This is a genomic window from Enterobacter cloacae complex sp. SHL001 (assembly GCF_049236825.1).
Lineage (GTDB): Bacteria > Pseudomonadota > Gammaproteobacteria > Enterobacterales > Enterobacteriaceae > Enterobacter > Enterobacter hormaechei_C.
Genome location: NZ_JBMKIP010000008.1, coordinates 38812 through 65078, shown reverse-complemented (window position 1 = coordinate 65078; position 26267 = coordinate 38812). Strand labels below are relative to the sequence as shown.

Sequence of the window (26267 nt, the reverse complement as noted above, 5' to 3'; positions counted from 1 at the left end):
AGGAATTTACGCAGACATTTTGCCGTCAGGTTGCCTATACTCCACCCAGGACTACGAGAGGACGTGCATCATGAGTACACCATTGTTAATCGCCAGGACGCTGGAAAAAGAGCTGTTTTTACTGCCCGCGATGGCGAACCGTCATGGCCTGATCACCGGCGCGACCGGGACGGGAAAAACCGTTACCCTGCAAAAGCTGGCTGAGTCGTTGTCAGAGACTGGCGTGCCGGTTTTTATGGCTGACGTGAAGGGCGATTTAACCGGGGTGGCTCAGGAAGGTGCAGCGTCAGAAAAACTGCTTGAGCGCCTGAAAAGTATCGGCATCACGGACTGGACGCCGCACGGTAATCCGGTGGTGGCCTGGGATATCTTCGGCGAAAAAGGCCATCCGGTGCGCGCCACCGTCTCCGACCTCGGCCCGCTGCTGCTGGCCCGTCTGCTTAACCTCAACGACGTGCAGTCCGGGGTACTGAACATTATCTTCCGTATCGCCGACGATCAGGGGCTACTGCTGCTCGACTTCAAAGATCTGCGCGCCATCACCCAGTACATTGGCGATAACGCCAAATCCTTCCAGAACCAGTACGGCAATATCAGCAGCGCCTCGGTGGGCGCCATTCAGCGCGGGCTCCTGACGCTGGAGCAACAGGGGGCCGAACACTTCTTCGGCGAGCCAATGCTGGATATCAAAGACTGGATGCGTACCGACAGCAGCGGCAAAGGCATCATCAACATTTTGAGCGCAGAGAAGCTCTACCAGATGCCGAAGCTTTACGCCGCCAGCCTGCTGTGGATGCTCTCTGAACTGTACGAACAACTGCCGGAAGCAGGCGATCTGGAAAAACCCAAACTGGTGTTCTTCTTTGACGAAGCGCACCTGTTGTTTAACGACGCGCCGCAGGTGCTGCTGGATAAAATTGAACAGGTTATCCGCCTGATCCGCTCCAAAGGCGTCGGGGTCTGGTTTGTGTCGCAAAACCCGTCGGATATTCCGGACAACGTACTGGGGCAGTTGGGTAACCGCGTGCAGCACGCCCTGCGCGCCTTTACGCCGAAAGATCAGAAAGCGGTGAAAGCCGCGGCGCAAACCATGCGCGCCAATCCGGCCTTTGATACCGAAACCGCCATTCAGGCGCTGGGTACCGGTGAAGCGCTGATTTCGTTCCTCGATGCAAAAGGCAGCCCGACAGTTGTCGAGCGTGCGATGGTGATTGCGCCCTGCTCGCGCATGGGGCCGGTAACGGACGATGAACGCAACGGCCTGATTAATCACTCCCCGGTGTACGGAAAGTACGAAGACGAAGTAGATCGCGAATCTGCATTCGAAATGCTGCAAAAAGGGGTGCAGGCGACTGCCGAATCGCAGGATGCCCCTGCCGCAAAAGGGCAATCTGTTGCCGTGGACGACGGCATTCTCGGCGGGCTAAAAGATATTCTGTTCGGCAGCACCGGGCCACGCGGCGGCAAACGCGATGGCGTGGTTCAGACCATGGCAAAAAGCGCGACGCGTCAGATTACCAACCAGATAGTACGCGGCATGCTGGGAAGTCTGCTAGGCGGCCGTCGCCGGTAGCGGGGGAACCCACGGGCAGCCAAGCGCCGACCCCTGTACGCCGTTCTCCTGTAGATAGCGGTCGATTTCCAGCATCCCCGTCCAGCGGTTCTCACACCAGAGCGGTGCCAGAAGCGTTGGGCGGCGGGCACTGGCCGAGATGCGGTGGTAAACAATCTCCGGAGGCGTGTGGCGAATCATCTCCCCCGCCGTCACCGTATAGTCGTCGAGTTCGATACCACTTAACCGCCCCGCTTCCCAGGCTTTCGCCATTATGCTGCCCTTCACGATATGCAGCGGATGCAGCTTAATGCCATCCACGCCGGTCTCGACGACTTTTTCCAGCGTTTCCAGCCCGTGCTGCTGCCCTTCTCCTGGCAAGCCGACAATCAGATGCGAGCAGACTTTTAATCCACGCTCACGGGCGAGACGCGTGGTGCGCTGGTAGCAGGCGAAATCATGCCCGCGATTGATACGGTGCAGGGTTTTGTCATGCGCGGTCTGCAAGCCCAGCTCCAGCCAGATCTCGTAGCCCTTCTCTTTGTACTCACTAAGTAAATCCAGCACGGCCTCCGGCACGCAGTCCGGACGCGTCCCCACGCACAGCCCGACAATGTTCGCTTGAGCAACCGCCTGCTGATACATCGAGCGCAGCACCTGCACCTCAGCCCACGTGCTGGTGTAGGCCTGGAAATAGGCCAGATACTGCTTCGCGCGATTCACCAGACTCGCCTGATGGGCGAGCTGTTCAGCGATAGATTTATGCTGCTGGGCCTCGTCAGCAAACGAGGCCACGTTACAGAAAGTGCAGCCACCACGCCCGATGGTGCCATCGCGATTCGGGCAGCTAAAGCCGCCGTGCAGCGTCAGTTTGTGAACCTTTTGCCCATAGCGCTGCAAAAGATCCCCACCAAACATATTGACTAATTTTTGTAACTGCATAATCTGATAGACCGTCCCGAAGAAAGGGGACAAGCCTGCCATTTTTAGCCTCTGTCGGCGATGACCTGGATCAATCGCCCTGGACGGCCTTTATCTGTTTGAATAAATAATCACGATTACCGAGATTTCATTCACCCTGTACGTAATTACTTTTCCTTATGTTCTGATGGTTTTTTTCATTTATAGCGCCAGGACTGAAAAACAGTGATTTTATGCGGGTTTGAATGCAACACCAGATTAATATTCTGCTATAAATCTGCATTTCAGCACGCTGCATCGATAATACCGCTTTCATATAGTGAGTCAGATCACACTCCCCTGCACCTCCCCGGTGCTTTAAGTGGTTGTGAAAATAGTTAAATACATATTAAAAACAAAAAGATAACTACGCTTTAGCACATTTTTGTATAAATAAGATTGCCATTTGACCTGTGTACCAATTCCCGATAAGTTGGAAATCCGCTGGAAGCTTTCTGGATGAGCGGCCTGCTCATCATATTTATGCAGTAATTGAGATTCCCTCTGAAGCAAGTCCTCAAACTTGTTTACCTGCGCGAAAGGATGAAAAAGAGGGCGAATGCGAGGTCCGCGTATGAAACGCTAACCCCGTCGCCATGCTCTTTCTGCGCCTGTGCGCCACGGTAAAGTTCAGTGGGAAGCCCGACGAGCCTGGGGAGGTTCACTGATATGTTGTACGATAAATCCCTTGAGAAGGATAACTGTGGTTTCGGCCTGATCGCCCACATAGAAGGCGAACCTAGCCACAAGGTAGTGCGTACTGCTATTCACGCACTGGCCCGTATGCAGCACCGTGGCGCCATCCTTGCCGATGGTAAAACCGGCGACGGTTGCGGCCTGCTGCTGCAAAAACCGGATCGTTTCTTCCGTATCGTAGCGGAAGAGCGCGGCTGGCGTTTAGCCAAAAACTACGCTGTCGGTATGCTGTTCCTGAATCAGGATCCTGAAAAAGCTGCCGCCTCACGCCGCATCGTTGAAGAAGAACTTCAGCGTGAAACCCTGTCGATCGTCGGCTGGCGCGATGTGCCAACCAACGAAGGGGTGCTCGGTGAAATCGCCCTCTCCTCGCTGCCTCGTATTGAACAGATTTTTGTCAACGCGCCTGCGGGCTGGCGTCCGCGTGATATGGAACGCCGTCTGTTTATCGCCCGCCGCCGCATTGAAAAACGTCTTCAGGATGATAAAGAGTTCTACGTCTGTAGCCTCTCTAACCTTGTGAACATCTATAAAGGTCTGTGTATGCCGGCTGACCTGCCGCGCTTCTACCTGGACCTGGCGGACCTGCGTCTGGAATCGGCCATTTGCCTGTTCCACCAGCGCTTCTCCACCAACACCGTTCCACGCTGGCCGCTGGCGCAGCCGTTCCGCTACCTGGCGCATAACGGCGAGATCAACACCATCACCGGCAACCGCCAGTGGGCCCGCGCCCGTACCTATAAATTCCAGACGCCGCTGATCCCGGACCTGCACGATGCCGCGCCGTTCGTGAACGAAACCGGCTCGGACTCCAGCTCCATGGATAACATGCTGGAACTGCTGCTGGCGGGCGGGATGGACATCGTGCGCGCCATGCGTCTGCTCGTGCCACCGGCCTGGCAGAACAACCCGGATATGGACCCTGAGCTGCGCGCGTTCTTCGACTTTAACTCCATGCACATGGAGCCGTGGGACGGCCCGGCGGGCATCGTTATGTCCGACGGTCGTTTTGCCGCCTGTAACCTGGACCGTAATGGTCTGCGTCCGGCGCGCTACGTTATTACCAAAGACAAGCTCATCACCTGTGCCTCTGAAGTCGGGATCTGGGATTACCAGCCAGACGAAGTGGTCGAGAAAGGCCGCGTCGGACCGGGCGAGCTGATGGTGATCGACACCCGCGGTGGGCGTATTCTGCATTCCGCCGAAACAGACAACGATCTGAAGAGCCGCCATCCGTACAAAGAGTGGATGGAGAAAAACGTGCGTCGTCTGGTGCCGTTTGAAGATCTGTCGGACGAAGAAGTGGGCAGCCGCGAGCTGGACGATGACACCCTCGCGAGCTTCCAGAAGCAGTTTAACTACAGCGCGGAAGAGCTGGACTCGGTTATCCGCGTGCTCGGTGAAAACGGCCAGGAAGCGGTCGGCTCAATGGGTGACGATACCCCGTTTGCCGTGCTCTCCAGCCAGCCACGCATTATTTATGACTACTTCCGTCAGCAGTTTGCGCAGGTCACTAACCCGCCAATCGATCCGCTGCGCGAAGCCCACGTCATGTCGCTGGCCACCAGCATCGGCCGTGAGATGAACGTCTTCTGTGAAGCTGAAGGCCAGGCGCACCGTCTGACCTTTAAATCACCGATCCTGCTGTACTCCGATTTCAAACAGCTCACCACCATGACCGAGGAGCACTATCGCGCCGACACGCTCGATATCACCTTCGACGTGACCGAAACGAGCCTCGAAGAGACGGTGAACGCGCTGTGCGATAAAGCCGAGCAGATGGTACGTAACGGCACCGTTCTGCTGGTGCTGTCTGACCGCAACATCGCGAAAAACCGTCTGCCGGTGCCTGCACCCATGGCGGTGGGGGCTATCCAGACGCGTCTGGTGGACAAGAGCCTGCGCTGCGATGCCAACATCATCGTTGAAACCGCGAGCGCGCGCGACCCGCACCACTTTGCGGTGCTGTTAGGCTTTGGCGCCACGGCAATCTACCCGTATCTGGCCTACGAAACGCTGGCCCGCCTGGTAGATACCCGCGCGATCGACAAAGACTATCGCGCCGTGATGCTGAACTACCGTAACGGCATCAACAAAGGTCTGTACAAAATCATGTCCAAAATGGGCATTTCGACCATCGCCTCTTACCGCTGCTCGAAGCTGTTTGAAGCGGTCGGCCTGCATGACGACGTCGCCAACCTCTGCTTCCAGGGCGTGATCAGCCGTATCGGCGGCGCCGGTTTTGCTGACTTCCAGCAGGATCTGGTGAACCTGTCGAAACGCGCCTGGCTGGCACGTAAGCCTCTGGAACAGGGCGGCCTGCTGAAATATGTCCACGGGGGTGAGTATCACGCTTATAACCCGGACGTGGTGCGCACGCTGCAACAGGCGGTGCAGAGCGGCGAGTACAGCGATTATCAGCAGTATGCAGAGCTGGTGAATAACCGTCCGGCAGCGACGCTGCGCGATCTCATTGCCCTCAATCCGGGTGATGAAGCGGTCAGCATTGACGAGGTTGAACCCGCGTCTGAGCTGTTCAAACGTTTCGACACCGCGGCGATGTCTATCGGCGCGCTGAGCCCGGAAGCGCACGAAGCGCTGGCGGAAGCCATGAACAGCATCGGCGGCAACTCCAACTCCGGGGAAGGCGGTGAAGATCCGGCCCGCTACGGCACCAATAAAGTGTCCCGTATTAAGCAGGTGGCGTCTGGTCGCTTTGGCGTAACGCCTGCGTACCTGGTTAACGCCGACGTGATTCAGATTAAAGTCGCGCAGGGTGCGAAACCGGGTGAAGGCGGTCAGCTGCCGGGTGATAAAGTCACCCCATACATCGCTAAGCTTCGCTATTCAGTGCCGGGCGTGACGCTGATCTCCCCGCCGCCGCACCACGATATCTACTCTATCGAGGATCTGGCGCAGCTGATTTTCGACCTGAAACAGGTCAACCCGAAAGCGATGATCTCCGTGAAGCTGGTTTCCGAACCGGGCGTTGGCACCATTGCCACCGGTGTGGCGAAAGCTTATGCGGATCTGATCACCATCGCCGGTTACGACGGCGGCACCGGCGCAAGCCCGCTCTCCTCCGTGAAATACGCGGGTTGTCCGTGGGAGCTCGGCCTGGTGGAAACCCAGCAGGCGCTGGTCGCTAACGGCCTGCGTCACAAGATCCGTTTGCAGGTGGACGGCGGACTGAAAACCGGCCTCGACATCATCAAAGCGGCGATTCTGGGAGCGGAAAGCTTCGGCTTTGGTACCGGCCCAATGGTTGCGCTCGGCTGTAAATACCTGCGTATTTGCCACCTGAACAACTGTGCAACGGGCGTTGCTACCCAGGACGAAAAGCTGCGTAAAAATCACTACCACGGCCTGCCGTTCAAAGTGACCAACTACTTTGACTTCATCGCCCGTGAAACCCGCGAGCTGATGGCGCAGCTGGGCGTGAAGCGTCTGGTAGACCTGATTGGCCGTACCGACCTGCTGAAAGAGCTTGAGGGCTTCACGGCCAAGCAGCAGAAGCTGGAGCTGTCTAAGCTGCTGGAAACCGCTCAGCCGCATCCTGGCAAAGCGGTTTACTGTACCGAGAACAACCCGCCGTTCGACAACGGCGTGCTGAACGCACAGCTGCTGCAACAGGCGAAGCCGTATGTGGATGAGAAGCAGAGCAAAACGTTCTGGTTTGATATCCGCAACACCGACCGTTCCGTGGGTGCGTCCCTCTCCGGTTACATCGCGCAAACGCACGGTGACCAGGGTCTGGCGTCGGATCCGATTACCGCGCACTTCAGCGGTACCGCGGGTCAGAGCTTCGGCGTGTGGAACGCAGGCGGGGTTGAGTTATACCTGACCGGCGATGCCAACGACTACGTCGGAAAAGGTATGGCGGGCGGTCTGCTGGCGGTGCGCCCTCCGGTTGGTTCAGCCTTCCGCAGCCATGAAGCGAGCATCATCGGCAATACCTGTCTGTACGGCGCAACTGGCGGTCGTCTGTTTGCCGCGGGCCGTGCGGGCGAACGTTTTGCGGTGCGTAACTCCGGCGCCATCACCGTGGTGGAAGGCATCGGCGATAACGGCTGTGAATACATGACGGGCGGAATTGTGTGCGTCCTGGGTAAAACCGGCGTGAACTTTGGCGCGGGCATGACGGGCGGTTTTGCCTACGTCCTGGATGAAGACGGTGAGTTCCGCAAACGTGTGAACCCGGAGCTGGTGGAAGTGCTGGACGTTGATACGCTGGCCATCCACGAAGAACACCTGCGCGGTTTAATTACCGAACACGTGCAGCATACCGGTTCTTCGCGCGGCGAAGAGATCCTGGCCAACTGGCCGGCGTTCTCTGCGAAATTCGCGCTGGTGAAGCCGAAGTCCAGCGATGTTAAAGCCCTGTTGGGTCACCGTAGTCGTAGCGCAGCAGAGCTGCGCGTGCAGGCGCAGTAAGGAATTCAGATGAGCCAGAACGTTTACCAGTTTATCGACCTTCAGCGTGTTGATCCGCCAAAGAAACCGCTGAAGATCCGTAAAATTGAATTTGTTGAAATCTATGAGCCGTTTTCAGAAGGCCAGGCCAAAGCACAGGCAGACCGCTGCCTGTCCTGCGGTAACCCTTACTGCGAATGGAAGTGTCCGGTCCATAACTACATCCCGAACTGGCTGAAGCTGGCCAACGAAGGGCGTATTTTTGAAGCCGCCGAGCTGTCTCATCAGACCAACACCCTGCCGGAAGTGTGCGGCCGCGTGTGCCCTCAGGATCGTCTGTGTGAAGGCTCCTGTACGCTGAACGACGAGTTTGGCGCGGTAACCATCGGCAACATCGAACGCTATATCAACGATAAAGCGTTCGAGATGGGCTGGCGCCCGGATATGACCGGTGTGCGTCAAACCGACAAGCGCGTAGCGATTATCGGCGCGGGCCCGGCAGGCCTGGCCTGTGCGGACGTGCTGACCCGTAACGGCGTGAAGGCGGTGGTCTTTGATCGCCACCCGGAGATTGGCGGCCTGCTGACCTTCGGTATCCCGGCCTTCAAGCTGGAGAAAGAGGTGATGACCCGCCGCCGCGAAATCTTCACCGGCATGGGCATTGAGTTCAAACTCAACACCGAAGTGGGCCGCGACGTGCAGCTCGACGACCTGCTGAAAGATTACGACGCCGTGTTCCTGGGCGTAGGCACTTATCAGTCCATGCGCGGTGGTCTGGAGAACGAAGATGCGCCAGGCGTGTACGACGCGCTGCCGTTCCTGATTGCGAATACCAAACAGCTAATGGGCTACGGCGAGACCGCCGATGAGCCGTTCGTCAGCATGGAAGGCAAACGCGTGGTGGTGCTGGGCGGCGGTGATACCGCGATGGACTGCGTGCGTACCTCCATTCGCCAGAATGCGGCGCATGTCATCTGTGCCTACCGTCGTGACGAAGAGAACATGCCGGGCTCTAAGCGCGAAGTGAAAAACGCACGTGAAGAGGGCGTCGAGTTCCAGTTCAACATCCAGCCTCTGGGTATTGAAGTGAATGCCAACGGTAAAGTGAGCGGCGTGAAGATGGCGCGCACGGAGATGGGTGCGCCAGATGCGAAAGGCCGTCGTCGCGCGGAGATCGTGGCCGGTTCTGAACACGTGATCCCGGCTGACGCCGTGGTGATGGCGTTTGGTTTTCGTCCTCACAGCATGGAGTGGCTGGCGAAGCACAGCGTAGAGCTGGACTCTCAAGGCCGCATCATTGCGCCAGAAGGCAGCGATAACGCGTTCCAGACCAGCAACCCGAAAATCTTCGCCGGTGGCGACATCGTTCGCGGCTCTGACCTGGTGGTCACGGCGATTGCTGAAGGCCGTAAAGCGGCTGACGGGATCATGAACTTCCTGGAAGTGTAAGCCCCTCTGACTCCCCGGCAGAAGCATAAAGCGGAACGCTGGGGAGCCTGTTTTCAGTAGCCTACCCTTAAGTTAATGGTGCCTTTTTAAGCAAAAAAGCAGCGTAAATCCCGACGTAAACGTTTGCTTTCATGAAAAAAATGTATATTATGCGGCGGATTTTTTGGCCAAAATTCAAGGAGGCGTTGTGTCGCAAGATAACAATTATAGCCAGGGCCCCGTCCCTCTGGCGGCGCGGAAAGGCGTGGTTCCACTCACTTTTGTGATGTTAGGGCTAACGTTTTTTTCCGCCAGCATGTGGACCGGAGGCACGCTCGGTACCGGTCTTTCCTATAATGATTTCTTCCTTGCAGTTCTCTTCGGCAATCTCCTCCTCGGTATTTACACTGCTTTTCTTGGCTACATTGGCGCAAAAACCGGCCTCTCAACCCATCTTCTTGCGCGTTACTCTTTCGGTATAAAAGGTTCCTGGCTTCCCTCCATGCTTTTAGGCGGTACGCAGGTAGGATGGTTTGGCGTCGGCGTAGCGATGTTTGCCATCCCGGTGAGTAAAGCCACGGGCATCGACGTGAACATCCTGATTGCGGTTTCCGGCCTGTTGATGACGTTAACCATTTTTTTTGGCATCTCGGCACTGACGATTTTATCCATCATCGCCGTACCCGCTATCGTCATCCTGGGTAGCTATTCCGTCTGGCTGGCGGTGGACGGCGTGGGAGGATTGGACCACCTCAAATCCATTGTGCCGCAGACGCCGCTCAACTTTTCCAGCGCGCTGGCGCTGGTCGTAGGCTCGTTTATCAGCGCAGGCACGCTGACCGCCGACTTCGTCCGCTTTGGCCGCAATGCCAAAGGTGCCGTTCTGGTGGCGATGGTGGCATTTTTCCTTGGCAACTCGCTGATGTTTATCTTCGGTGCGGCAGGCGCTGCCGCCGTAGGACAGGCCGATATTTCTGACGTGATGATCGCCCAGGGACTGCTGCTGCCGGCCATTGTCGTTCTTGGCCTGAATATCTGGACCACCAATGACAACGCGCTGTACGCCTCTGGTTTGGGTTTCGCCAATATTACTGGCCTTTCCAGCCGTACGCTGTCGGTGGTTAATGGCATTATCGGTACGCTGTGCGCGCTGTGGCTATACAACAACTTCGTTGGCTGGCTGACCTTTTTGTCGGCAGCGATTCCGCCGATTGGCGGGGTGATTATCGCCGACTACCTGATTAATCGCCGCCGCTATGCCAGCTTCGACCACGCAAAATTTGTGTCCGTTAACTGGATTGCCATTTTCTCGGCCGCCCTGGGTGTTGCTGCCGGGCACTACATTCCGGGAATTGTCCCCGTTAACGCAGTATTGGGTGGCGTCTTCAGCTATTTGGTGTTAAACCCATTCGCCAAACGTACCCTTGCTAATCCTTCGGAGGTTTCCCATGCAGAATAATTCCCTCACTATCCGTCAGGCCCGTTTGCAGGGGCAAGAGGGTTTATGGCAAATCACGATTGAGGATGGACGCTTCAGCCGTATCGATCCTCAGGAAACCGCCTCTGCGCCAGTCGGTCAGGTGCTGGACGCCGAATGCGGGCTGGTTATCCCTCCTTTCATCGAGCCGCATATCCATCTGGATACAACGCAAACGGCGGGTGAACCGAACTGGAACCAGTCCGGCACGCTTTTCGAGGGAATCGAGCGCTGGGCCGAACGCAAGGCGATGCTTACCCACGAAGACGTTAAAACTCGCGCGATGCAGACCCTGAAGTGGCAAATCGCCAACGGCATTCAGTACGTACGTACACACGTTGACGTCTCGGACCCCACCCTTACGGCACTGAAAGCCATGCTGGAGGTGAAGCAGGAAGTCGCCCCGTGGGTCGATATGCAAATTGTGGCATTCCCGCAGGAAGGCATTCTTTCTTATCCGAACGGTGAAGAACTGCTTGAGGAAGCCGTGCGTTTAGGGGCGGATGTCATCGGCGCAATCCCCCACTTTGAATTTACGCGTGAATATGGCGTTGAGTCGCTGCATAAAACGTTTTCCCTGGCCAGAAAGTACGACCGACTGATCGATGTCCACTGTGATGAAATTGATGATGAACAATCGCGCTTCGTTGAAACCGTTGCCGCACTGGCACATCGTGACGGAATGGGTTCACGCGTGACCGCCAGCCATACCACGGCGATGCACTCCTATAATGGCGCGTATACGTCCCGACTGTTCCGCCTGTTAAAAATGTCAGGCATTAACTTCGTGGCAAACCCGCTGGTTAACACGCATTTGCAGGGCCGTTTCGATACCTATCCCAAACGCCGAGGCATCACACGCGTCAAAGAAATGCTGGAAGCGGAGATCAACGTCTGCTTTGGTCATGACGACGTTTTCGATCCGTGGTATCCGCTGGGAACCGCGAATATGCTTCAGGTTCTGCATATGGGGCTGCACGTTTGCCAACTGATGGGTTACGGGCAAATAAATGATGGGCTTAACCTGATCACTACCCACAGCGCGAAAACGCTCGATTTGCAGGACTATGGCGTGCGCGTTGGGAATACAGCAAACCTGGTGATTCTCCCGGCAGAGAATGGGTTTGATGCAGTTCGTCGCCAGACGCCGGCACGATACTCTGTTCGCCACGGCAAGGTGATTGCCGAGACGGTGCCCAGCCAGACAACCTTGCACCTGACGCAGCCGGAAGCGGTGACGTTTAAGCGCCAGAATATCGAATAACATTGCCGGATGGCGGCTGCGCCTTATCCGGCCTGCAAATTACGTTATGCCCGCAGGCCTGATAAGCGAAGCGCCATCAGGCCTATAAACTACGTATCCAGCAAGCGGGCGCGTACCTTCACCACGACTTTCTTTATCTCGCCTGGCTCAAGGATTGCGCATCCTGGCTTATGTGGCTCTCCCGGCATAAATACGGCGCACATCCCCGGCCGGAGGGTGACACACTGTTCACCTGCAATCTCACTGCACAACTGATAATCTTCTTCAGGATGAAAATCTTCACGCTGGCGTGCCGAGCCCGTCACGCCAAAGAGGATGCGCTCTTCTCCCGTCAATAACACCTGGATATCAATATATTGCTCATGCAGTTCCGCTTTCTTCTGGTCTGGAAACTGCGTGGCAAACGTCATCACGTTCATGAAGATATCCTCACCGCGAAGCTCATAACGTCCTGCCGCTTTTTCCAGCGGACGGGCAGCCAGCGCGAGGGTTAGCGCCTCCAGAAGAACGGGATGCAACCCCGTGGAGGGAAGCGTCCGAATCTCACCAAAAAACATCATCTTTCTCCCTGAGCTAACAGCGCCGCGCCCAGTAAGCCCGCATCGTGTCGATAGTGCGCGGCGGTTAATTCAACGTGATAAACAGAAGGATGCTCCTCAAGATACGCGCGGACCCGCGCCAGATACCCTCCTGCCAGCCCGATGCTGCCGCCAATCACCACGCGCTGGCAGTCCATCACCGCTTTCGTGTCGGCAATAAGCCGCGCCAGTACCTGTGCAGAACGTTGGACCAGTTCCGCCGCCTGTTTATTTCCCTCTGCCGCGCGCGCAAAAATCGTTTTTGCATCGCATCCTGCAAGCTCTCCCCTGGCTGCGGCGGCAATACCGCGACCAGACGCGATGGCTTCCACGCACCCCACGCGACCACAGCCGCATTGCGGGCCGTTTGGATCGGCGAGCGTATGCCCAAGATGCCCTGCCAGTCCGCCGCTTCCGGTCACGAGTTTCCCGTTACTGACTACGCCGCCCCCCACGCCCGTTGAAACAGTCAGGAATACCATGTCTTTAATTTCCTTCGCACTAACGTGATATTCCGCCCATGCCGCAGCCTGAGCATCATTGATCGCCAGGGTCGGCAAACCAGCAATGTCTTCGAGCGTCTGCACCAGCGGAAAATGGTGCAATCCTCCGAGATTTTGCGGGTTAATCGCCAGCAGATTGCCGTCCTGAATGATTCCGGTTGAGGCAATGGCCGCACGCGTTGCCTGGGTCTGTAACGGCTTGACCAGCTCAGCCAGCGCCTCACGCAGCGCGTCAGGCGTCTTACTGGCGGGCGTAGGGCATTCGCGTCGCGCGTGGATCTGTAAACCGTCATCCACCAGGGCGGCGGCAAGTTTAGTTCCACCTATGTCTATCGCCAGTGTCGTCATAGCACCGCCCCGCTCGGAAATGTTTTTATCCCGTTGTGACATACCTCATCCCTTACGAATGTGCCCGGTACAGGTCCGGGCAAGCGGATTAACTTTTGCTTTTCGCTAAAGCGCTTTTATCGCCGCCAAACGGGACGGCTCCGCTGAAAGGTTTACCGTCAATAGCGTCATGCGTACGCAGGGCTTCTGGCCTGATCCAGCGCTGAACGCGGGAGGGCATATCCAGACCAATAAGCAAGATCACCACAAACGTCAGGCCAAAAGAGAGCGATCCCAGGGCCGTGCCCAGCGCCATATCCTGCGACAGCAGCGCGCCAATCACCGGGGCAATCGCGCCGCCCAACGCGCCAACGTTGTAGGTAAAGCCCAGACCCGCCGCACGCTGGTCGGTATCGAAATAGCCACCGATGAGTTTGGGTAAGATCCCGGAGATCCCCTGCCCCAGCATCTGCTGGAAAAAGAGTAACAAGCCCAACACCCAGACATTGGCGCCGCCGATCGCAAAGACGGGAACAATCAGGAGCTGTGAGGCCAACAGGCTACAGACATAGGCCTTGCGGGTGCCAAGCCAGTCACCGAGAAAACCACCCACGCAGCAGCCTACTGCCGCGCCGAAGCCGCTAAAGAACAGCACCTTCGCCACCGTTGAGGGATCATAGGCCAGGTCGGTTTTCAGATAAGTGGGTAATAGCGCCTGAATCGGCCAGGAGTAGAGAAAGGCGAAGAGCACGACAACCATCAACGTGACGCCCGTCGGCCAGCGTTTACCGCTGCTTTGCACCATAAAGCTGATAAAGACGATGGCGCAAAGCAGGCCGAGAATAACGACCAGCCCCGCGTTGTTGAGTTCGCCTGCAAAACAGAACCACAGCGCCGTACCGGCAAACAGCGTCATCGCCATATTGATGACGCGGTATTTGCCGCGATACAGAATATCAACCATGGTGCGCACCGGGGCTTTGCCTTCGTGCTTCGCTTTCCAGTCCTCAGCTTCCGGAATATTTTTCCGCAGCCACAGGGCAAAGACGATGGGCAGAATGCCAATAAAGAACAGCGCCCGCCAGCCCCAGACGGGCACGACAAGGCTGTAGACCTGGGCCGCAACCACGGCGCCGACGGAGAAACCGGAAATCAGAAAACCACTCGCCTTGTTGCGCAGGTGCTTTGGCCAGCTTTCAATTACATAGGTTGCGCTGGAGCCATATTCCCCCGCCATCCCCATGCCTATCACCATGCGGGCGATAAACAGGGTGACGTAACCCGGCGCAAAACCGCAGGCCAGCGTACCGCAGGAAAAGAGCACGATGCTGGTGATCATCGCCAGCTTGCGGCCATAGCGGTCGCCCATGGCGCCCAGCAGCAGGCCGCCGAACCAGCGCGATATAAAGGCCGCCGAAATCAGGCTCGCCGCTTCCACTGTCGTCAGGGCAAACTCGCTTTTTATTTCTGTCAGGACTAAGGCTATCAATACAAAATCGAAGCCATCAAGCAGATATCCCAGCCAGGCGGCGGAGAAGGCGCGCCACTGAGGACGGGTAAGATGGCGGTACCACGGGATGCTTTGGGTAGACTTACTCATTTCACTCTCCCGACGATTTCTCTGTCGTTTTGCCGGATGGCGGCTGCGCCCCCGGCGATGTGTTAGCGTTTTTCCGCCATTAGCTGCTCCGCCAGCGCTTTCAGCGCTGGCACGAATTTTTCATCCACAGGGGCAAACGGCTTACGGCACAGCGGCCCGGATACCACGTCCATATAGTGCAGAACCGTTTTCAGACCACGGAACACCCCGGCTTTAATCAGCAGATCGATCACCGTGTTGCATTCGCTTTGCAGGCGCTGTGCGGTGGCGTTATCCCCTTCACGAACCGCTTTAGCGATCGCCTGGTAGCGCCAGCCCATAATGTTGTAGGTGCTGCCGATCCCCCCGTCCGCGCCGGCCAGCAGGCCGGAGGCGAAGATCTCGTCATAGCCGTTGTAGAGCACCAGATCCGGATGTTCGCGACGGATCTGCTCCATCTGGAAGAGATCGCCGGAGGTTTGCTTCAGCGCGCCGACGCCGGGCAGCGTTACCAGCGTGTTGATCTGATCCAGCGTTAACTTAACGCCGCTTAGCGCAGGGATGTTATAAACCACCATCGGCAACCCCTCCGCGGAGTCAATAATTGCACGGTAATGATCGCAATGTTCTTCAAAGCTAAAGGGATAGTAAAACGGTGTGACGGCGGACACAGCGTCAAAACCGACGCGGGCGGCGGCCATGGCTAACTGCTGGCTTTCCGCCGTGCTGACGCAGCCAACATGGGCGATGAGCGTGATTTTCCCCTTCGCCTCTTCCGCCACAATCTCCATCACCTGCTCTCGTTCCGAAAGGCTCTGTACAAAGGCCTCTCCCGTTGAACCGCCGACGTACAGCCCATCGATACCCTGTTCAATATTGAACCGCACCAGACGGCGCAGGCTTTCTTTATCCAGCATCTGCTCAGAGTTAAACGGGGTCAGGAGTGCGGCCATTACGCCGCGTAATTGCGTTGCCATAGTTACCTCAATCGATCGTGTGTTTGTTATAACGACATACCTTTATACCTGTTATACCAGATCAATTAAGCAGCAGTAGAATACAGAACGCTTATATTGCGATCTGCTTCACTAAAGGATCGTTATTTTTTGGCTTTTGAATGCTGGCCGAAAGCGTGCCAGGTGGCGGAGACGCTGTTAAGGTGAGTTTGCAACGCCCGATCCGCTTCATCGGGATCGCGGCGGCGGATCGCATCCACAATTGCGATATGCTGGCGATAGCTGACTTCATTATGCTGATAAAGCTCTGCGTCCGGCACTTTAGGACGCGCCGCAATTAACCAGTCAAGCAGCGCAACGTGGATCGCATTGAAGATCGGATTGCCGGGGATCTCCGCCAGCACGCGGTGAAAATCGACATCGGAACGAATAAATAGCGTGTTGTCATCCAGGGACTGGCTGTTGATCTCCAGGGCTTTTGTGAGCTGCGCAATCTGATCGTCAGTGGCATATTCTGCGGCATAACGAACAAGGCTGGATTCAAAGAACAGGCGAAGCTGCTCGAAATGGGCAATACCGCCGGGCTGGGTCAGAAAGTCTTTCGCCATTCCCGACAATTCACTGATGATGGTATCGGCAGACGGCATGGTTACGCGGGCACGTTCACCGTTGTTAATCTGCACCAGCCCTTTACGCTTTAGCGCCGCCAGCGCTTCGCGCACCGAGGGGCGACCCACGTTGAAGAACTCCATCAGTTCGCGCTCGGAGGGTAACTGCTCTCCCTGGGCAAATTCCTTCCGACGGATCATCTGCTCCAGCTCTTCTTCCACCATATCAGACAGTTTTTTGCGCGCCAGCGGCCGACGGCGCAGGCTGCGACCAATGGTTTCATCAGAGTTTTCAGCTTTAAGATCAGTCGGTTTCATTGCAGTCCGGTGCCATTGAAGGAAAACAGTTCATCATAACACAGGAAATTAGAGGGGGCGAAAAGGGACCGAAAGCAAAACAGGCCCGTCGGGCCTGTTTGTTTATTTCACAACGCGCAGTGCGGGACGACCACCGCGTGGTGGTGGCTCGTCATCCGGATCGGTGTCGTCATTATGATCGGGTTTATCGCCATCGATGACAGACATTACCGTGTCGCTTTCGCGTTCATCGGATGCCTCATCATCATTCAGGCTGGCAACCTCTTCATCATAAGCCGCTTCCGGCTCAAACATGGTGCCCGCACCGTTTTCACGGGCGTAGATAGCCAGCACAGCTGCCAGCGGCACGGAAACCTGACGCGGCACGCCGCCGAAGCGCGCATTAAAGCGCACTTCGTCGTTCGCCAGCTCCAGGTTACCCACTGCGCGTGGCGCAATATTCAGTACAATCTGTCCGTCGCGCGCGTATTCCATTGGAACCAGCACGCCCGGCAACGTCACATCCACAACCAGGTGCGGCGTGAGCTGGTTATCCAGCAGCCATTCATAGAAGGCGCGCAGCAGATACGGACGGCGTGGTGAAAGTTGTGACATTTCCACAGTCATTAGCCTCGGCCGAGACGCATTTCACGTTCCGGTTCAGTTAAAGATGCCAGGAAAGAGTCGCGTTCAAAGACGCGAGTCATATAGCCTTTCAGCTCTTTCGCGCCAGGGCCGCTGAACTCTACGCCCAGGGTTGGCAGACGCCACAGCAACGGAGCCAGGTAGCAATCCACCAGGCTGAACTCGTCGCTCAGGAAGAAAGGCTTTTGACCAAAGACTGGCGCGATTGCCAGCAGCTCTTCACGCAGCTGTTTACGTGCAGCATCCGCTTCAGAAGAGGAACCGTTGACGATAACGTTCATCAGCGAGTACCAGTCTTTCTCGATACGCTGCATGTACAGGCGGCTTTCACCACGCGCAACAGGATAAACAGGCATCAGCGGCGGATGCGGGAAACGCTCATCCAAGTATTCCATAATGATACGGGATTCCCACAGGGTCAGCTCGCGATCCACCAGCGTCGGTACGCTTTGGCTCGGGTTGAGATCGATCAGATCCTGAGGCGGGTTATCCTTTTCCACATGCTCGATCTCAAAACTGACACCCTTCTCGGCCAGCACGATACGAACCTGATGGCTATAAATGTCAGTAGGACCAGAAAACAGCGTCATTACCGAACGTTTGTTGGCAGCGACAGCCATGAAAACCTCCAGGTATATTCAGAATTTTTACTGCTACCAGCCCAACGGGGCCAGCCAGATGATGTATCGCCCATCCCAGAGAAGACACATTGTTCAAGAATCGAACAAAAATCGAGTATTCACCGATATTTGGGCAGAAAATTGGATGATAGTTTACCAGATTTTGATGGCTTTGTGGTGAGGGGATTCCGGAAATGTGGAAAAAGAGAAGATATATGAAATGTTACTGTGGATAACCTGCGCATTATCCATAAAAAAACCCGCCGAAGCGGGTTTTTCGCCAATCGTTCTGCGTAAGCAGAATGGATTAACGTTTGGAGAACTGTGGACGACGACGTGCTTTACGCAGACCCACTTTCTTACGTTCAACCTGACGAGCGTCACGAGTAACGAAGCCAGCTTTACGCAGTTCAGAACGCAGGGATTCGTCGTACTCCATCAGCGCGCGGGTGATACCGTGACGGATCGCACCTGCCTGACCGGAGATACCACCACCTTTAACGGTGATGTACAGATCCAGTTTTTCTACCATATCAACCAGTTCCAGCGGCTGGCGAACTACCATGCGGGCAGTTTCGCGACCGAAGTATTGTTCCAGAGAACGCTGGTTGATTACGATTTTACCACTGCCCGGTTTGATGAAAACGCGAGCTGCGGAACTTTTGCGGCGACCAGTGCCGTAGTATTGATTTTCAGCCATTGCCTATAATCCCGATTAGATGTCAAGAACTTGCGGTTGCTGTGCCGCGTGGTTGTGCTCGTTGCCTGCGTAAACTTTCAGTTTACGGAACATAGCACGACCCAGCGGGCCTTTTGGCAGCATGCCTTTAACCGCGATTTCAATCACACGCTCAGGACGGCGGGCAATCATCTCTTCAAAGGTCGCTTCTTTGATACCACCGATGTGGCCGGTGTGGTGGTAGTACATTTTGTCAGTACGCTTGTTGCCGGTAACAGCAACTTTGTCAGCGTTCAGAACGATGATGTAATCACCGGTATCAACGTGCGGAGTGTATTCCGCTTTATGCTTACCGCGCAGGCGACGAGCCAGTTCAGTAGCCAGACGGCCCAGAGTTTTACCGGTCGCGTCAACAACATACCAGTCGCGCTGTACGGTTTCTGGTTTAGCTGTAAAAGTTTTCATTAAAAGCTTACCCAAATAATAAGTTACACGTTGGTGAACACCCAAACGTTTAGTCAGTTGAGGTTCACACGACAAAGTCCGGCAAACCTACCCCTTCGAATAGCACATGCCGACACATAGAAAGTTTCGGGAAAAAAACCTTCTCGTAACGTGGGGTCGCAAGATTATAGAGAAGTTGAGGTCAAAGATCGACCCTTAAATGTGATTTGGAATGGGTTTTTCGGGGTCAGGTATTGTGCGGTCTGGTGCCCTCACCCCCAGCCCCTCTCCCACGGGGAGAGGGGAGCGTTTATTATGGCATATGCTCACGCTTGAGGTACTCTTCGCTCTGCATCTCTTGCAGGCGCGACAGGCAGCGCTGGAACTCAAACTTCAGGCGCTCGCCCTGATAAACCTCATATAAAGGCACTTCGGCGCTGACCACCAGCTTAACGTGGCGCTCGTAAAACTCATCTACCAGCGCGATGAAGCGGCGCGCTTCGCTCTCCATGAGTGGGGTCATAACGGGCACATCCCACAACATAACGGTATGGAACAGACGCGAAAGTGCAATGTAGTCATGCTGGCTGCGGGCGTCCACGCAGAGCGTTGCAAACGAGACGGCCAGCGTCTGGTTTTCTACGCCAAGCGTCGGCAACGGACGATGATTAATCTCCAGCGCTGGCGCGTTATCCCGCGGCGCTCCCGCCAGCGCCAGCCACAGTTTATCCATCTCGCGGGCTGTGTCGGCGTTCAACGGCGAAAGCCACAGGTGTGCCTGCGTTAATGTGCGCAGTCGATAATCGACGCCGGCATCGACGTTCATGATGTCGCAGTGCTGTTTGATAGCATCAATGGCCGGCAGGAAACGCGCCCGCTGGAGACCATTGCGATAAAGCTCATCCGGCGGGATATTGGAGGTCGCCACCAGAGTGATCCCACGCGCAAACAGCGCTTTCATGAGGCCCCCCAACAGCATGGCATCCGTAATATCGGAAACGAAGAACTCGTCGAAGCAGAGCACGTCCGTTTCCGCCTTAAAGCGATCGGCCACAATGTCCAGCGGGTCGGTTTCGCCCTGGAGCGCCGTCAGCTCTTCATGGACCCGCAGCATAAAACGGTGAAAGTGCAGGCGCTGCTTACGCGTGCCGGGCAGGCTCTGGTAGAACATGTCCATCAGCCAGGTCTTACCCCGCCCAACGCCGCCCCACATATATAAGCCACGAACCGGTGCGTTTACCGTGGGCTCTTTTTTGCCCAGTAAACGGCCGAATGCCGCCTTCAGCCCACTGCTCTGCACCGCATCGGCGGGTTTCGCCAGAAGTTCCTGATAAATCGTGTCCAGGCGGTTAACCGCTTCACGCTGGACATCATCCGGCTGGTGTGTGCCCTCGCTCAGGGCCAGTTGGTAACGCGATGAAGGGGACAGGTTTTGCATGATGTTGTTGTTATTCCTTTAGTTAAACCTCACCAGCGCGCGTGGCTGATGAAAAAAAGGCCGCTCTACACTACGCGATGATACGTCAGGATTCCACTTCTGCGGAAATAGCGGTTATAGTGGCATAATCAGGCACAGGCAGGAGCCGAGCCAACACCCTACGGAACAACAAGACAACGGGAGAAGTTCATGACCTGGGAATATGCGCTAATCGGTTTAGTCGTCGGCATCATCATTGGTGCTGTGGCCATGCGTTTCGGTAACCGCAAATTGCGTCAGCAGCAGTCACTGCAATACGAACTGGAAAAGAACAAAGCTGAACTGGAAGAATATCGCGAAGAGCTGGTCAGCCACTTTGCCCGTAGCGCTGAGCTGCTGGACAACATGGCGACAGATTATCGCCAGCTCTACCAGCACATGGCGAAAAGCTCCAGCAGCCTGCTGCCGGAAATGACCGCGGAGACCAACCCCTTCCGCAATCGTCTGGCTGATTCTGAAGCCGGTAACGATCAGGCTCCGGTTCAGATGCCACGCGACTATTCAGACGGCGCGTCCGGCCTGCTGCGCGGTGGCGTAAAACGCGATTAATCGCACAACCTGAATAAATTTTACGGGCGTACCTTATGCGCCCGTCCTTTCTTCCCGTCCCCAGCTATTATTTAGTCAAACACCTCATTGTTCAGCGGTTGAAAATTCAATAACATCAAGATGTTTTTGGGGCCGTTCTTTTTCATTCCAGGATACGAGAGTCAGCATCAATGAAGAAAAAAAACCAGCTGTTGAGCGCCTTAGCGTTAAGTGTCGGGTTATCTCTCTCGGCGTCCTTCCCCGCCAGTGCGGCACTGCCTTCGCAGGTGCCTGGACAAGAAGCCATTCCCAGCCTTGCGCCGATGCTTGAAAAAGTCCTGCCTGCGGTAGTCAGCGTTCAGGTGGAAGGGACGGCACGCCAAAGCCAGCGTATTCCTGAAGAGCTGAAGAAATATTTTGGCGAAGATGCGCCGGATCAGCAGGCTCAGCCGTTTGAAGGCCTGGGCTCAGGGGTGATTATCGACGCGGCTAAGGGCTATATCCTGACCAATAACCACGTGATCAGCCAGGCCGATAAAATCAGCGTTCAGCTGAACGATGGTCGGGAGTTTGACGCCAAACTGATCGGCGGTGACGATCAGAGTGATATCGCCCTGCTACAGGTGCAAAACCCCAGCAACCTGACCCAGATCGCCATTGCAGATTCCGATAAGCTGCGCGTCGGTGATTTTGCCGTCGCGGTCGGTAACCCGTTCGGTTTAGGCCAGACCGCCACCTCCGGAATTGTCTCCGCCCTGGGGCGCAGCGGCCTGAATCTCGAAGGGCTGGAAAACTTCATCCAGACCGATGCCTCCATCAACCGGGGCAACTCCGGCGGTGCGCTGCTTAATCTGAACGGTGAGCTGATCGGCATCAACACCGCTATCCTCGCGCCAGGCGGCGGTAGCATCGGGATTGGTTTTGCCATTCCGAGTAACATGGCGAAAACCCTGTCTCAACAGCTGATTCAGTTTGGCGAGGTTAAGCGCGGTCTGCTGGGCATCAAAGGCATGGAGATGAGCGCCGATATCGCCAAAGCCTTTAAGCTCAACGTCCAGCGCGGGGCGTTTGTCAGCGAAGTGCTTCCCAACTCAGGCTCTGCGAAAGCGGGCGTGAAATCCGGCGACATTATTGTCAGCCTGAACGATAAACCGCTGAGCAGCTTCGCTGAATTACGATCACGTATTGCCACCACGGAGCCGGGCGCTAAAGTGAAGCTGGGCCTGATCCGTGAGGGCAAACCGCTGACCGTGGAAGTGACGCTGGACAAGAGCACCTCCTCTTCCGCCAGCGCAGAACAGATCTCCCCGGCTCTTCAGGGCGCTACGCTGAGCGACGGTCAGCTTAAAAACGGCACGAAAGGCATTACCGTCACTACCGTTGAGAAGAGCAGCCCGGCCGCGCAGGCAGGTTTACATCAGGACGACGTGATCGTGGGCGTGAACCGCACTCGCGTGCAGTCTATTGCCGAAATGCGTAAGGTGCTGGAGAGTAAACCGGCGGTCATTGCCCTGCAAATTATCCGAGGCAACGACACCCTCTACATTTTACTGCGTTAACCATTTGCGACTCCGGACATCGCCGCTGCGTGTGATGTCCGGATAACTCATGTTATGCTGCAAACCGTTCCTTTTTTAACGACACACGCATCATGCTTTTAAAGCTCTTTCGTTCAATTGTCATTGGTTTGATCGTTGCCGGTCTGCTGCTGGTGGCTATGCCATCTTTACGCCAGTTCAACAAACTGTCGGCTCCTCAGTTCGACAGCACGGATGAAACGCCTGCGACGTACAATCAGGCGGTACGCCGTGCCGCCCCCGCCGTGGTTAACGTCTATAACCGCGGGCTTAACAGTTCCGCTCATAACCAGCTGGAGATCCGCACGCTCGGTTCCGGTGTGATCATGGATGACCGGGGCTACATCATCACCAATAAACACGTCATTAACGATGCCGACCAGATTATCGTCGCCTTACAGGATGGCCGCGTGTTTGAAGCCCTGCTGGTGGGGTCGGACAGCCTTACCGACCTGGCGGTGCTGAAGATCAACGCCACGGGCGGTCTGCCGACAATCCCGATTAATCGCAAACGCACCCCGCACATCGGCGATGTGGTGCTGGCGATCGGTAACCCGTACAACCTGGGCCAGACCATCACTCAGGGGATCATCAGCGCGACCGGTCGTATCGGCCTGAACCCGTCAGGGCGGCAGAACTTCCTGCAAACCGATGCCTCAATCAACCACGGTAACTCCGGCGGTGCTCTGGTGAACTCTCTGGGCGAACTGATGGGCATTAACACCCTCTCATTCGACAAGAGCAACGACGGCGAAACGCCGGAAGGGATTGGCTTTGCCATTCCGTTCCAGCTGGCGACCAAGATCATGGACAAGCTGATCCGCGATGGCCGCGTGATCCGTGGCTACATCGGTATTGGCGGGCGTGAAATCGCGCCGATGCATACGCAGGGCGGTGGTATCGATCAGATCCAGGGGATTGTGGTCAACGAAGTGGCGCCTGGCGGCCCGGCGGCCAACGCAGGTATCCAGGTGAACGACGTTATCCTTTCCGTCAACGGTACGCCAGCGGTCTCTGCGCTGGAAACCATGGACCAGGTGGCTGAGATTCGCCCGGGCTCCATCATCCCTGTTGAAGTCATGCGTAATGACAAGAAGCTGACGATTCAGGTCACCATCCAGGAATACCCGGCCACTAACTGACGGGCATAAAAAAACGGAGCTTAACGCTCCGTTTTTTTTACCGGGATAAGATCACTTGTTAACGAATTCTTCGCCCAGCGTAATGTCTTTCTTCAGCGTATCCAGCATGCCTTCCATCGCGTTTTGCTCAAACGCGCTCAGCGTGCCGATAGACTTACGCTCTTCAACACCGTTTTTACCCAGCAGCAGCGGCTGAGAGAAGAAGCGCGCGTGTTCACCGTCGCCTTCAACATAGGCGCATTCAACAACGCCTTTTTCGCCCTGCAACGCGCGAACCAGAGACAGGCCGAAACGTGCCGCCGCCTGGCCCATAGACAGGGTTGCAGAACCGCCACCCGCCTTCGCTTCCACCACTTCGGTGCCTGCGTTCTGAATACGTTTGGTCAGATCAGCCACTTCCTGCTCGGTGAAGCTCACGCCCGGGATCTGCGACAGCAGAGGCAGGATGGTCACGCCAGAGTGACCGCCGATAACCGGCACTTCCACTTCCGTTGGCTGCTTGCCTTTCAGCTCAGCCACGAAGGTATTGGAGCGGATGATATCCAGCGTAGTTACGCCGAACAGTTTGTTCTTGTCGTAAACGCCCGCTTTCTTCAGCACTTCTGCTGCGATAGCAACGGTGGTGTTCACCGGGTTGGTGATGATCCCGATGCACGCTTTCGGGCAGGTTTCAGCAATCTGCTGAACCAGGTTTTTCACGATGCCCGCGTTGACGTTGAACAGGTCTGAACGATCCATACCCGGTTTACGCGCAACACCCGCGGAGATCAGCACCACGTCGGCACCCTGCAACGCAGGACGCGCATCTTCACCGGAGAAGCCTTTGATTTTCACAGCTGTCGGGATGTGGCTCAGGTCAACCGCCACACCTGGGGTTACCGGAGCAATATCGTACAGGGAGAGTTCTGAGCCTGAAGGCAGTTGGGTTTTCAGTAGTAGGGCAAGCGCCTGGCCGATACCACCAGCAGCGCCGAGGACTGCGACTTTCATCCTAAACTCCTTATTATGGTTAACTTAAGTATCTGTAACTCCGTTGCGGCGACCATAATTCAGCACGTCATTAATTACAATTTTCATCGCTAAAGAATTTGAGGTCGCACGTCTTTCGCCTTCACCTGAATACTATCGGGATGCAGGCAACAACGAATTAAGAGGGGGTTACAATACACCCTGCCACGCCACCAAAACAACATCATTTTGATAACATTTAATTTACTTTTAAGCTTATTTGCGCGGCGTGACCCAGGCATGTTTTCCGATAACGAAATCTGATAAAATCTCTCCCTTTCATAACATTATTTCAGCCTGGTGCCAGGTAGATAATTTGCATAAAAATTCATCCACATGCATAATAATGTTGTTTCTATCGTCATATTCCGGGTGACTTATGCGAAGCTCGTCTAAGCAAGAAGAATTAGTGAAGGCGTTTAAAGCGCTACTCAAAGAAGAGAAATTCAGTTCTCAGGGAGAAATTGTTCAGGCGTTGCAGGAACAAGGCTTCGACAACATCAACCAGTCGAAGGTCTCTCGCATGTTAACCAAGTTTGGTGCGGTGCGTACGCGCAACGCCAAAATGGAAATGGTTTATTGCCTGCCTGCTGAACTTGGCGTGCCAACGACCTCCAGCCCGCTGAAAAACCTGGTTCTGGACATCGACTATAACGATGCCGTGGTCGTGATCCACACCAGCCCGGGCGCAGCCCAGCTGATTGCCCGCCTGCTGGACTCGCTGGGTAAAGCAGAGGGGATCCTCGGGACCATCGCCGGCGATGACACCATTTTTACCACCCCGGCAAATGGTTTCTCGGTGAAAGACCTCTACGAAGCGATTCTGGTCCTGTTCGAACAGGAGCTGTAATTGTCTGCCCCGTAGCGCCTGGCTGCGGGGATCATTCTGCTTTTACCGCGTTTTACCCTGCTTTTCTCTGCCTGCTACTTTTGCAAATAGTGCTTTTTACCGCCTGTTAACATTCATTCAGTGAATGATCTGCCGCAAAATCGCACAAAAAATCAAATTACCATACCCCTTTGATTTAAATAATAAAAAACCACAAACCTCGCATTGTGCCTTTTTTTATGCATTCTCGTTATAAAAAATGAATTTTTTAACGCGTAATAACAGACGAAACCATTAGTCTGGTATTAATTTTTTGCGTGATTAGTGTATACTTGATTTTGTGATGAGGGTCACAGAACAAAGACCCCAGTAAAATAATTGACGAGGTAAATAATCATGAAAATTAAAACCACTGTAGCTGCCCTGAGCGTACTGTCAGTCCTGTCATTCGGTGCGTTTGCAGCCGACACCATCAATGCTGAACAGGCACAATCCCGTCAGGCTATCGGGACTGTTTCTGTTGGCGCCATCGGTACGTCTCCGATGGACATGCACGAAATGCTGAACAAAAAAGCGGAAGAACAGGGTGCGTCATCCTATCGCATCATCGAAGCGCGCAGTGGCGACCACTGGCACGCTACCGCAGAACTGTACAAATAAACCCTCGTCGTATCTCATCA

Annotated in this window: 22 protein-coding genes; 10 read left to right on the top strand and 12 right to left on the bottom strand. The window is 55.5% G+C overall.

The genetic code is table 11. The features are described 5' to 3' along the window. The first annotated feature begins 70 nt into the window (after positions 1-70). On the top strand, positions 71-1573 hold the full coding sequence (locus tag ACOTYH_RS18815) for a helicase HerA-like C-terminal domain-containing protein (protein ID WP_023295502.1): 1503 nt from the start codon (positions 71-73) through the stop codon (positions 1571-1573). On the opposite strand, the gene ACOTYH_RS18810 is transcribed toward ACOTYH_RS18815, so the two are convergent. Next, on the bottom strand, positions 1553-2494 hold the full coding sequence (locus ACOTYH_RS18810) for a TIGR01212 family radical SAM protein (protein ID WP_109937898.1): 942 nt from the start codon (positions 2492-2494) through the stop codon (positions 1553-1555). The two genes, ACOTYH_RS18815 and ACOTYH_RS18810, sit on opposite strands and share 21 nt — an antisense overlap. A gap of 687 nt (positions 2495-3181) precedes the next feature. Between ACOTYH_RS18810 and gltB the strand changes: the two genes are divergently transcribed. From gltB to ACOTYH_RS18790, 4 genes are all read left to right on the top strand, one after another. After that, positions 3182-7642, top strand: a complete 4461-nt coding sequence (gene gltB, locus ACOTYH_RS18805) for a glutamate synthase large subunit (RefSeq protein WP_017382722.1) — start codon at positions 3182-3184, stop codon at positions 7640-7642. Positions 7643-7651: 9 nt separating this feature from the next. Further along, entirely contained in the window at positions 7652-9070 is a 1419-nt protein-coding gene (gltD, locus tag ACOTYH_RS18800) for a glutamate synthase subunit GltD (protein ID WP_017382721.1), read from the top strand. A gap of 187 nt (positions 9071-9257) precedes the next feature. Beyond that, the gene (gene codB, locus ACOTYH_RS18795; protein WP_047733894.1) at positions 9258-10508 is read left to right on the top strand and encodes a cytosine permease; all 1251 of its coding nucleotides are present in this window, start codon (positions 9258-9260) and stop codon (positions 10506-10508) included. Then, positions 10498-11790: a cytosine deaminase gene (locus tag ACOTYH_RS18790; RefSeq protein WP_015571997.1), complete on the top strand. Its 1293-nt coding sequence runs from the start codon at positions 10498-10500 to the stop codon at positions 11788-11790. Before codB ends, ACOTYH_RS18790 begins: the two co-directional genes overlap by 11 nt. Positions 11791-11879: 89 nt before the next feature. Here ACOTYH_RS18790 and nanQ read toward each other — a convergent pair whose 3' ends face one another. The 10 genes from nanQ to zapE all read right to left on the bottom strand — a co-directional run bounded on the left by nanQ (position 11880) and on the right by zapE (position 20464). Beyond that, positions 11880-12347 (bottom strand): N-acetylneuraminate anomerase, encoded by a 468-nt coding sequence (gene nanQ / locus ACOTYH_RS18785; RefSeq protein WP_023295505.1) that lies wholly within the window; start codon positions 12345-12347, stop codon positions 11880-11882. Continuing rightward, positions 12347-13219 carry an N-acetylmannosamine kinase gene (nanK, locus tag ACOTYH_RS18780; protein ID WP_015571999.1) on the bottom strand — a complete coding sequence of 291 codons (873 nt, stop codon included), beginning with the start codon at positions 13217-13219 and terminating at the stop codon, positions 12347-12349. Before nanK ends, nanQ begins: the two co-directional genes overlap by 1 nt. Positions 13220-13307: 88 nt before the next feature. Beyond that, a complete protein-coding gene (locus ACOTYH_RS18775) occupies positions 13308-14798 on the bottom strand; it encodes an MFS transporter (protein WP_015572000.1) in 1491 nt (496 codons plus the stop codon). A 62-nt stretch (positions 14799-14860) separates the two neighbouring features. After that, complete coding sequence (gene nanA, locus ACOTYH_RS18770) at positions 14861-15754, bottom strand: N-acetylneuraminate lyase (protein WP_047733892.1); 894 nt, start codon at positions 15752-15754, stop codon at positions 14861-14863. 122 nt (positions 15755-15876) lie between these two features. After that, positions 15877-16659 carry a transcriptional regulator NanR gene (gene nanR / locus ACOTYH_RS18765; protein ID WP_017382717.1) on the bottom strand — a complete coding sequence of 261 codons (783 nt, stop codon included), beginning with the start codon at positions 16657-16659 and terminating at the stop codon, positions 15877-15879. 102 nt (positions 16660-16761) lie between these two features. After that, positions 16762-17259 (bottom strand): ClpXP protease specificity-enhancing factor, encoded by a 498-nt coding sequence (gene sspB / locus ACOTYH_RS18760; protein ID WP_026080566.1) that lies wholly within the window; start codon positions 17257-17259, stop codon positions 16762-16764. 5 nt (positions 17260-17264) lie between these two features. Continuing rightward, positions 17265-17903 carry a stringent starvation protein SspA gene (sspA, locus tag ACOTYH_RS18755; RefSeq protein ID WP_003860438.1) on the bottom strand — a complete coding sequence of 213 codons (639 nt, stop codon included), beginning with the start codon at positions 17901-17903 and terminating at the stop codon, positions 17265-17267. Between the two features lie 307 nt (positions 17904-18210). Beyond that, positions 18211-18603, bottom strand: a complete 393-nt coding sequence (gene rpsI, locus ACOTYH_RS18750) for a 30S ribosomal protein S9 (RefSeq protein WP_003860436.1) — start codon at positions 18601-18603, stop codon at positions 18211-18213. Positions 18604-18618: 15 nt separating this feature from the next. Then, positions 18619-19047: a 50S ribosomal protein L13 gene (gene rplM / locus ACOTYH_RS18745; RefSeq protein ID WP_003860434.1), complete on the bottom strand. Its 429-nt coding sequence runs from the start codon at positions 19045-19047 to the stop codon at positions 18619-18621. A 292-nt stretch (positions 19048-19339) separates the two neighbouring features. Next, positions 19340-20464 (bottom strand): cell division protein ZapE, encoded by a 1125-nt coding sequence (gene zapE, locus ACOTYH_RS18740; protein WP_017693899.1) that lies wholly within the window; start codon positions 20462-20464, stop codon positions 19340-19342. 189 nt (positions 20465-20653) lie between these two features. Here zapE and zapG point away from each other — a divergent pair, with 189 nt between their 5' ends. The 3 genes from zapG (at position 20654) to degS (ending at position 23750) form a co-directional block, all read left to right on the top strand. Beyond that, entirely contained in the window at positions 20654-21052 is a 399-nt protein-coding gene (gene zapG / locus ACOTYH_RS18735) for a Z-ring associated protein ZapG (RefSeq protein ID WP_003860432.1), read from the top strand. A gap of 170 nt (positions 21053-21222) precedes the next feature. Next, positions 21223-22590, top strand: coding sequence for a serine endoprotease DegQ (degQ, locus tag ACOTYH_RS18730; protein ID WP_015572006.1), 1368 nt, complete (start codon positions 21223-21225; stop codon positions 22588-22590). 92 nt (positions 22591-22682) lie between these two features. After that, positions 22683-23750: an outer membrane-stress sensor serine endopeptidase DegS gene (degS, locus tag ACOTYH_RS18725; RefSeq protein WP_003860430.1), complete on the top strand. Its 1068-nt coding sequence runs from the start codon at positions 22683-22685 to the stop codon at positions 23748-23750. 51 nt (positions 23751-23801) lie between these two features. Here the strand turns inward: degS and mdh are convergent, their stop codons facing one another. After that, the gene (gene mdh / locus ACOTYH_RS18720; protein ID WP_003860429.1) at positions 23802-24740 is read right to left on the bottom strand and encodes a malate dehydrogenase; all 939 of its coding nucleotides are present in this window, start codon (positions 24738-24740) and stop codon (positions 23802-23804) included. Between the two features lie 397 nt (positions 24741-25137). On the opposite strand from mdh, the gene argR reads away from it, so the two are divergent. Then, a complete protein-coding gene (argR, locus tag ACOTYH_RS18715; RefSeq protein WP_003860428.1) occupies positions 25138-25608 on the top strand; it encodes a transcriptional regulator ArgR in 471 nt (156 codons plus the stop codon). Positions 25609-25983: 375 nt separating this feature from the next. Further along, a complete protein-coding gene (gene yhcN / locus ACOTYH_RS18710; RefSeq protein ID WP_006812160.1) occupies positions 25984-26247 on the top strand; it encodes a peroxide/acid stress response protein YhcN in 264 nt (87 codons plus the stop codon). Positions 26248-26267 lie beyond the last annotated feature (20 nt).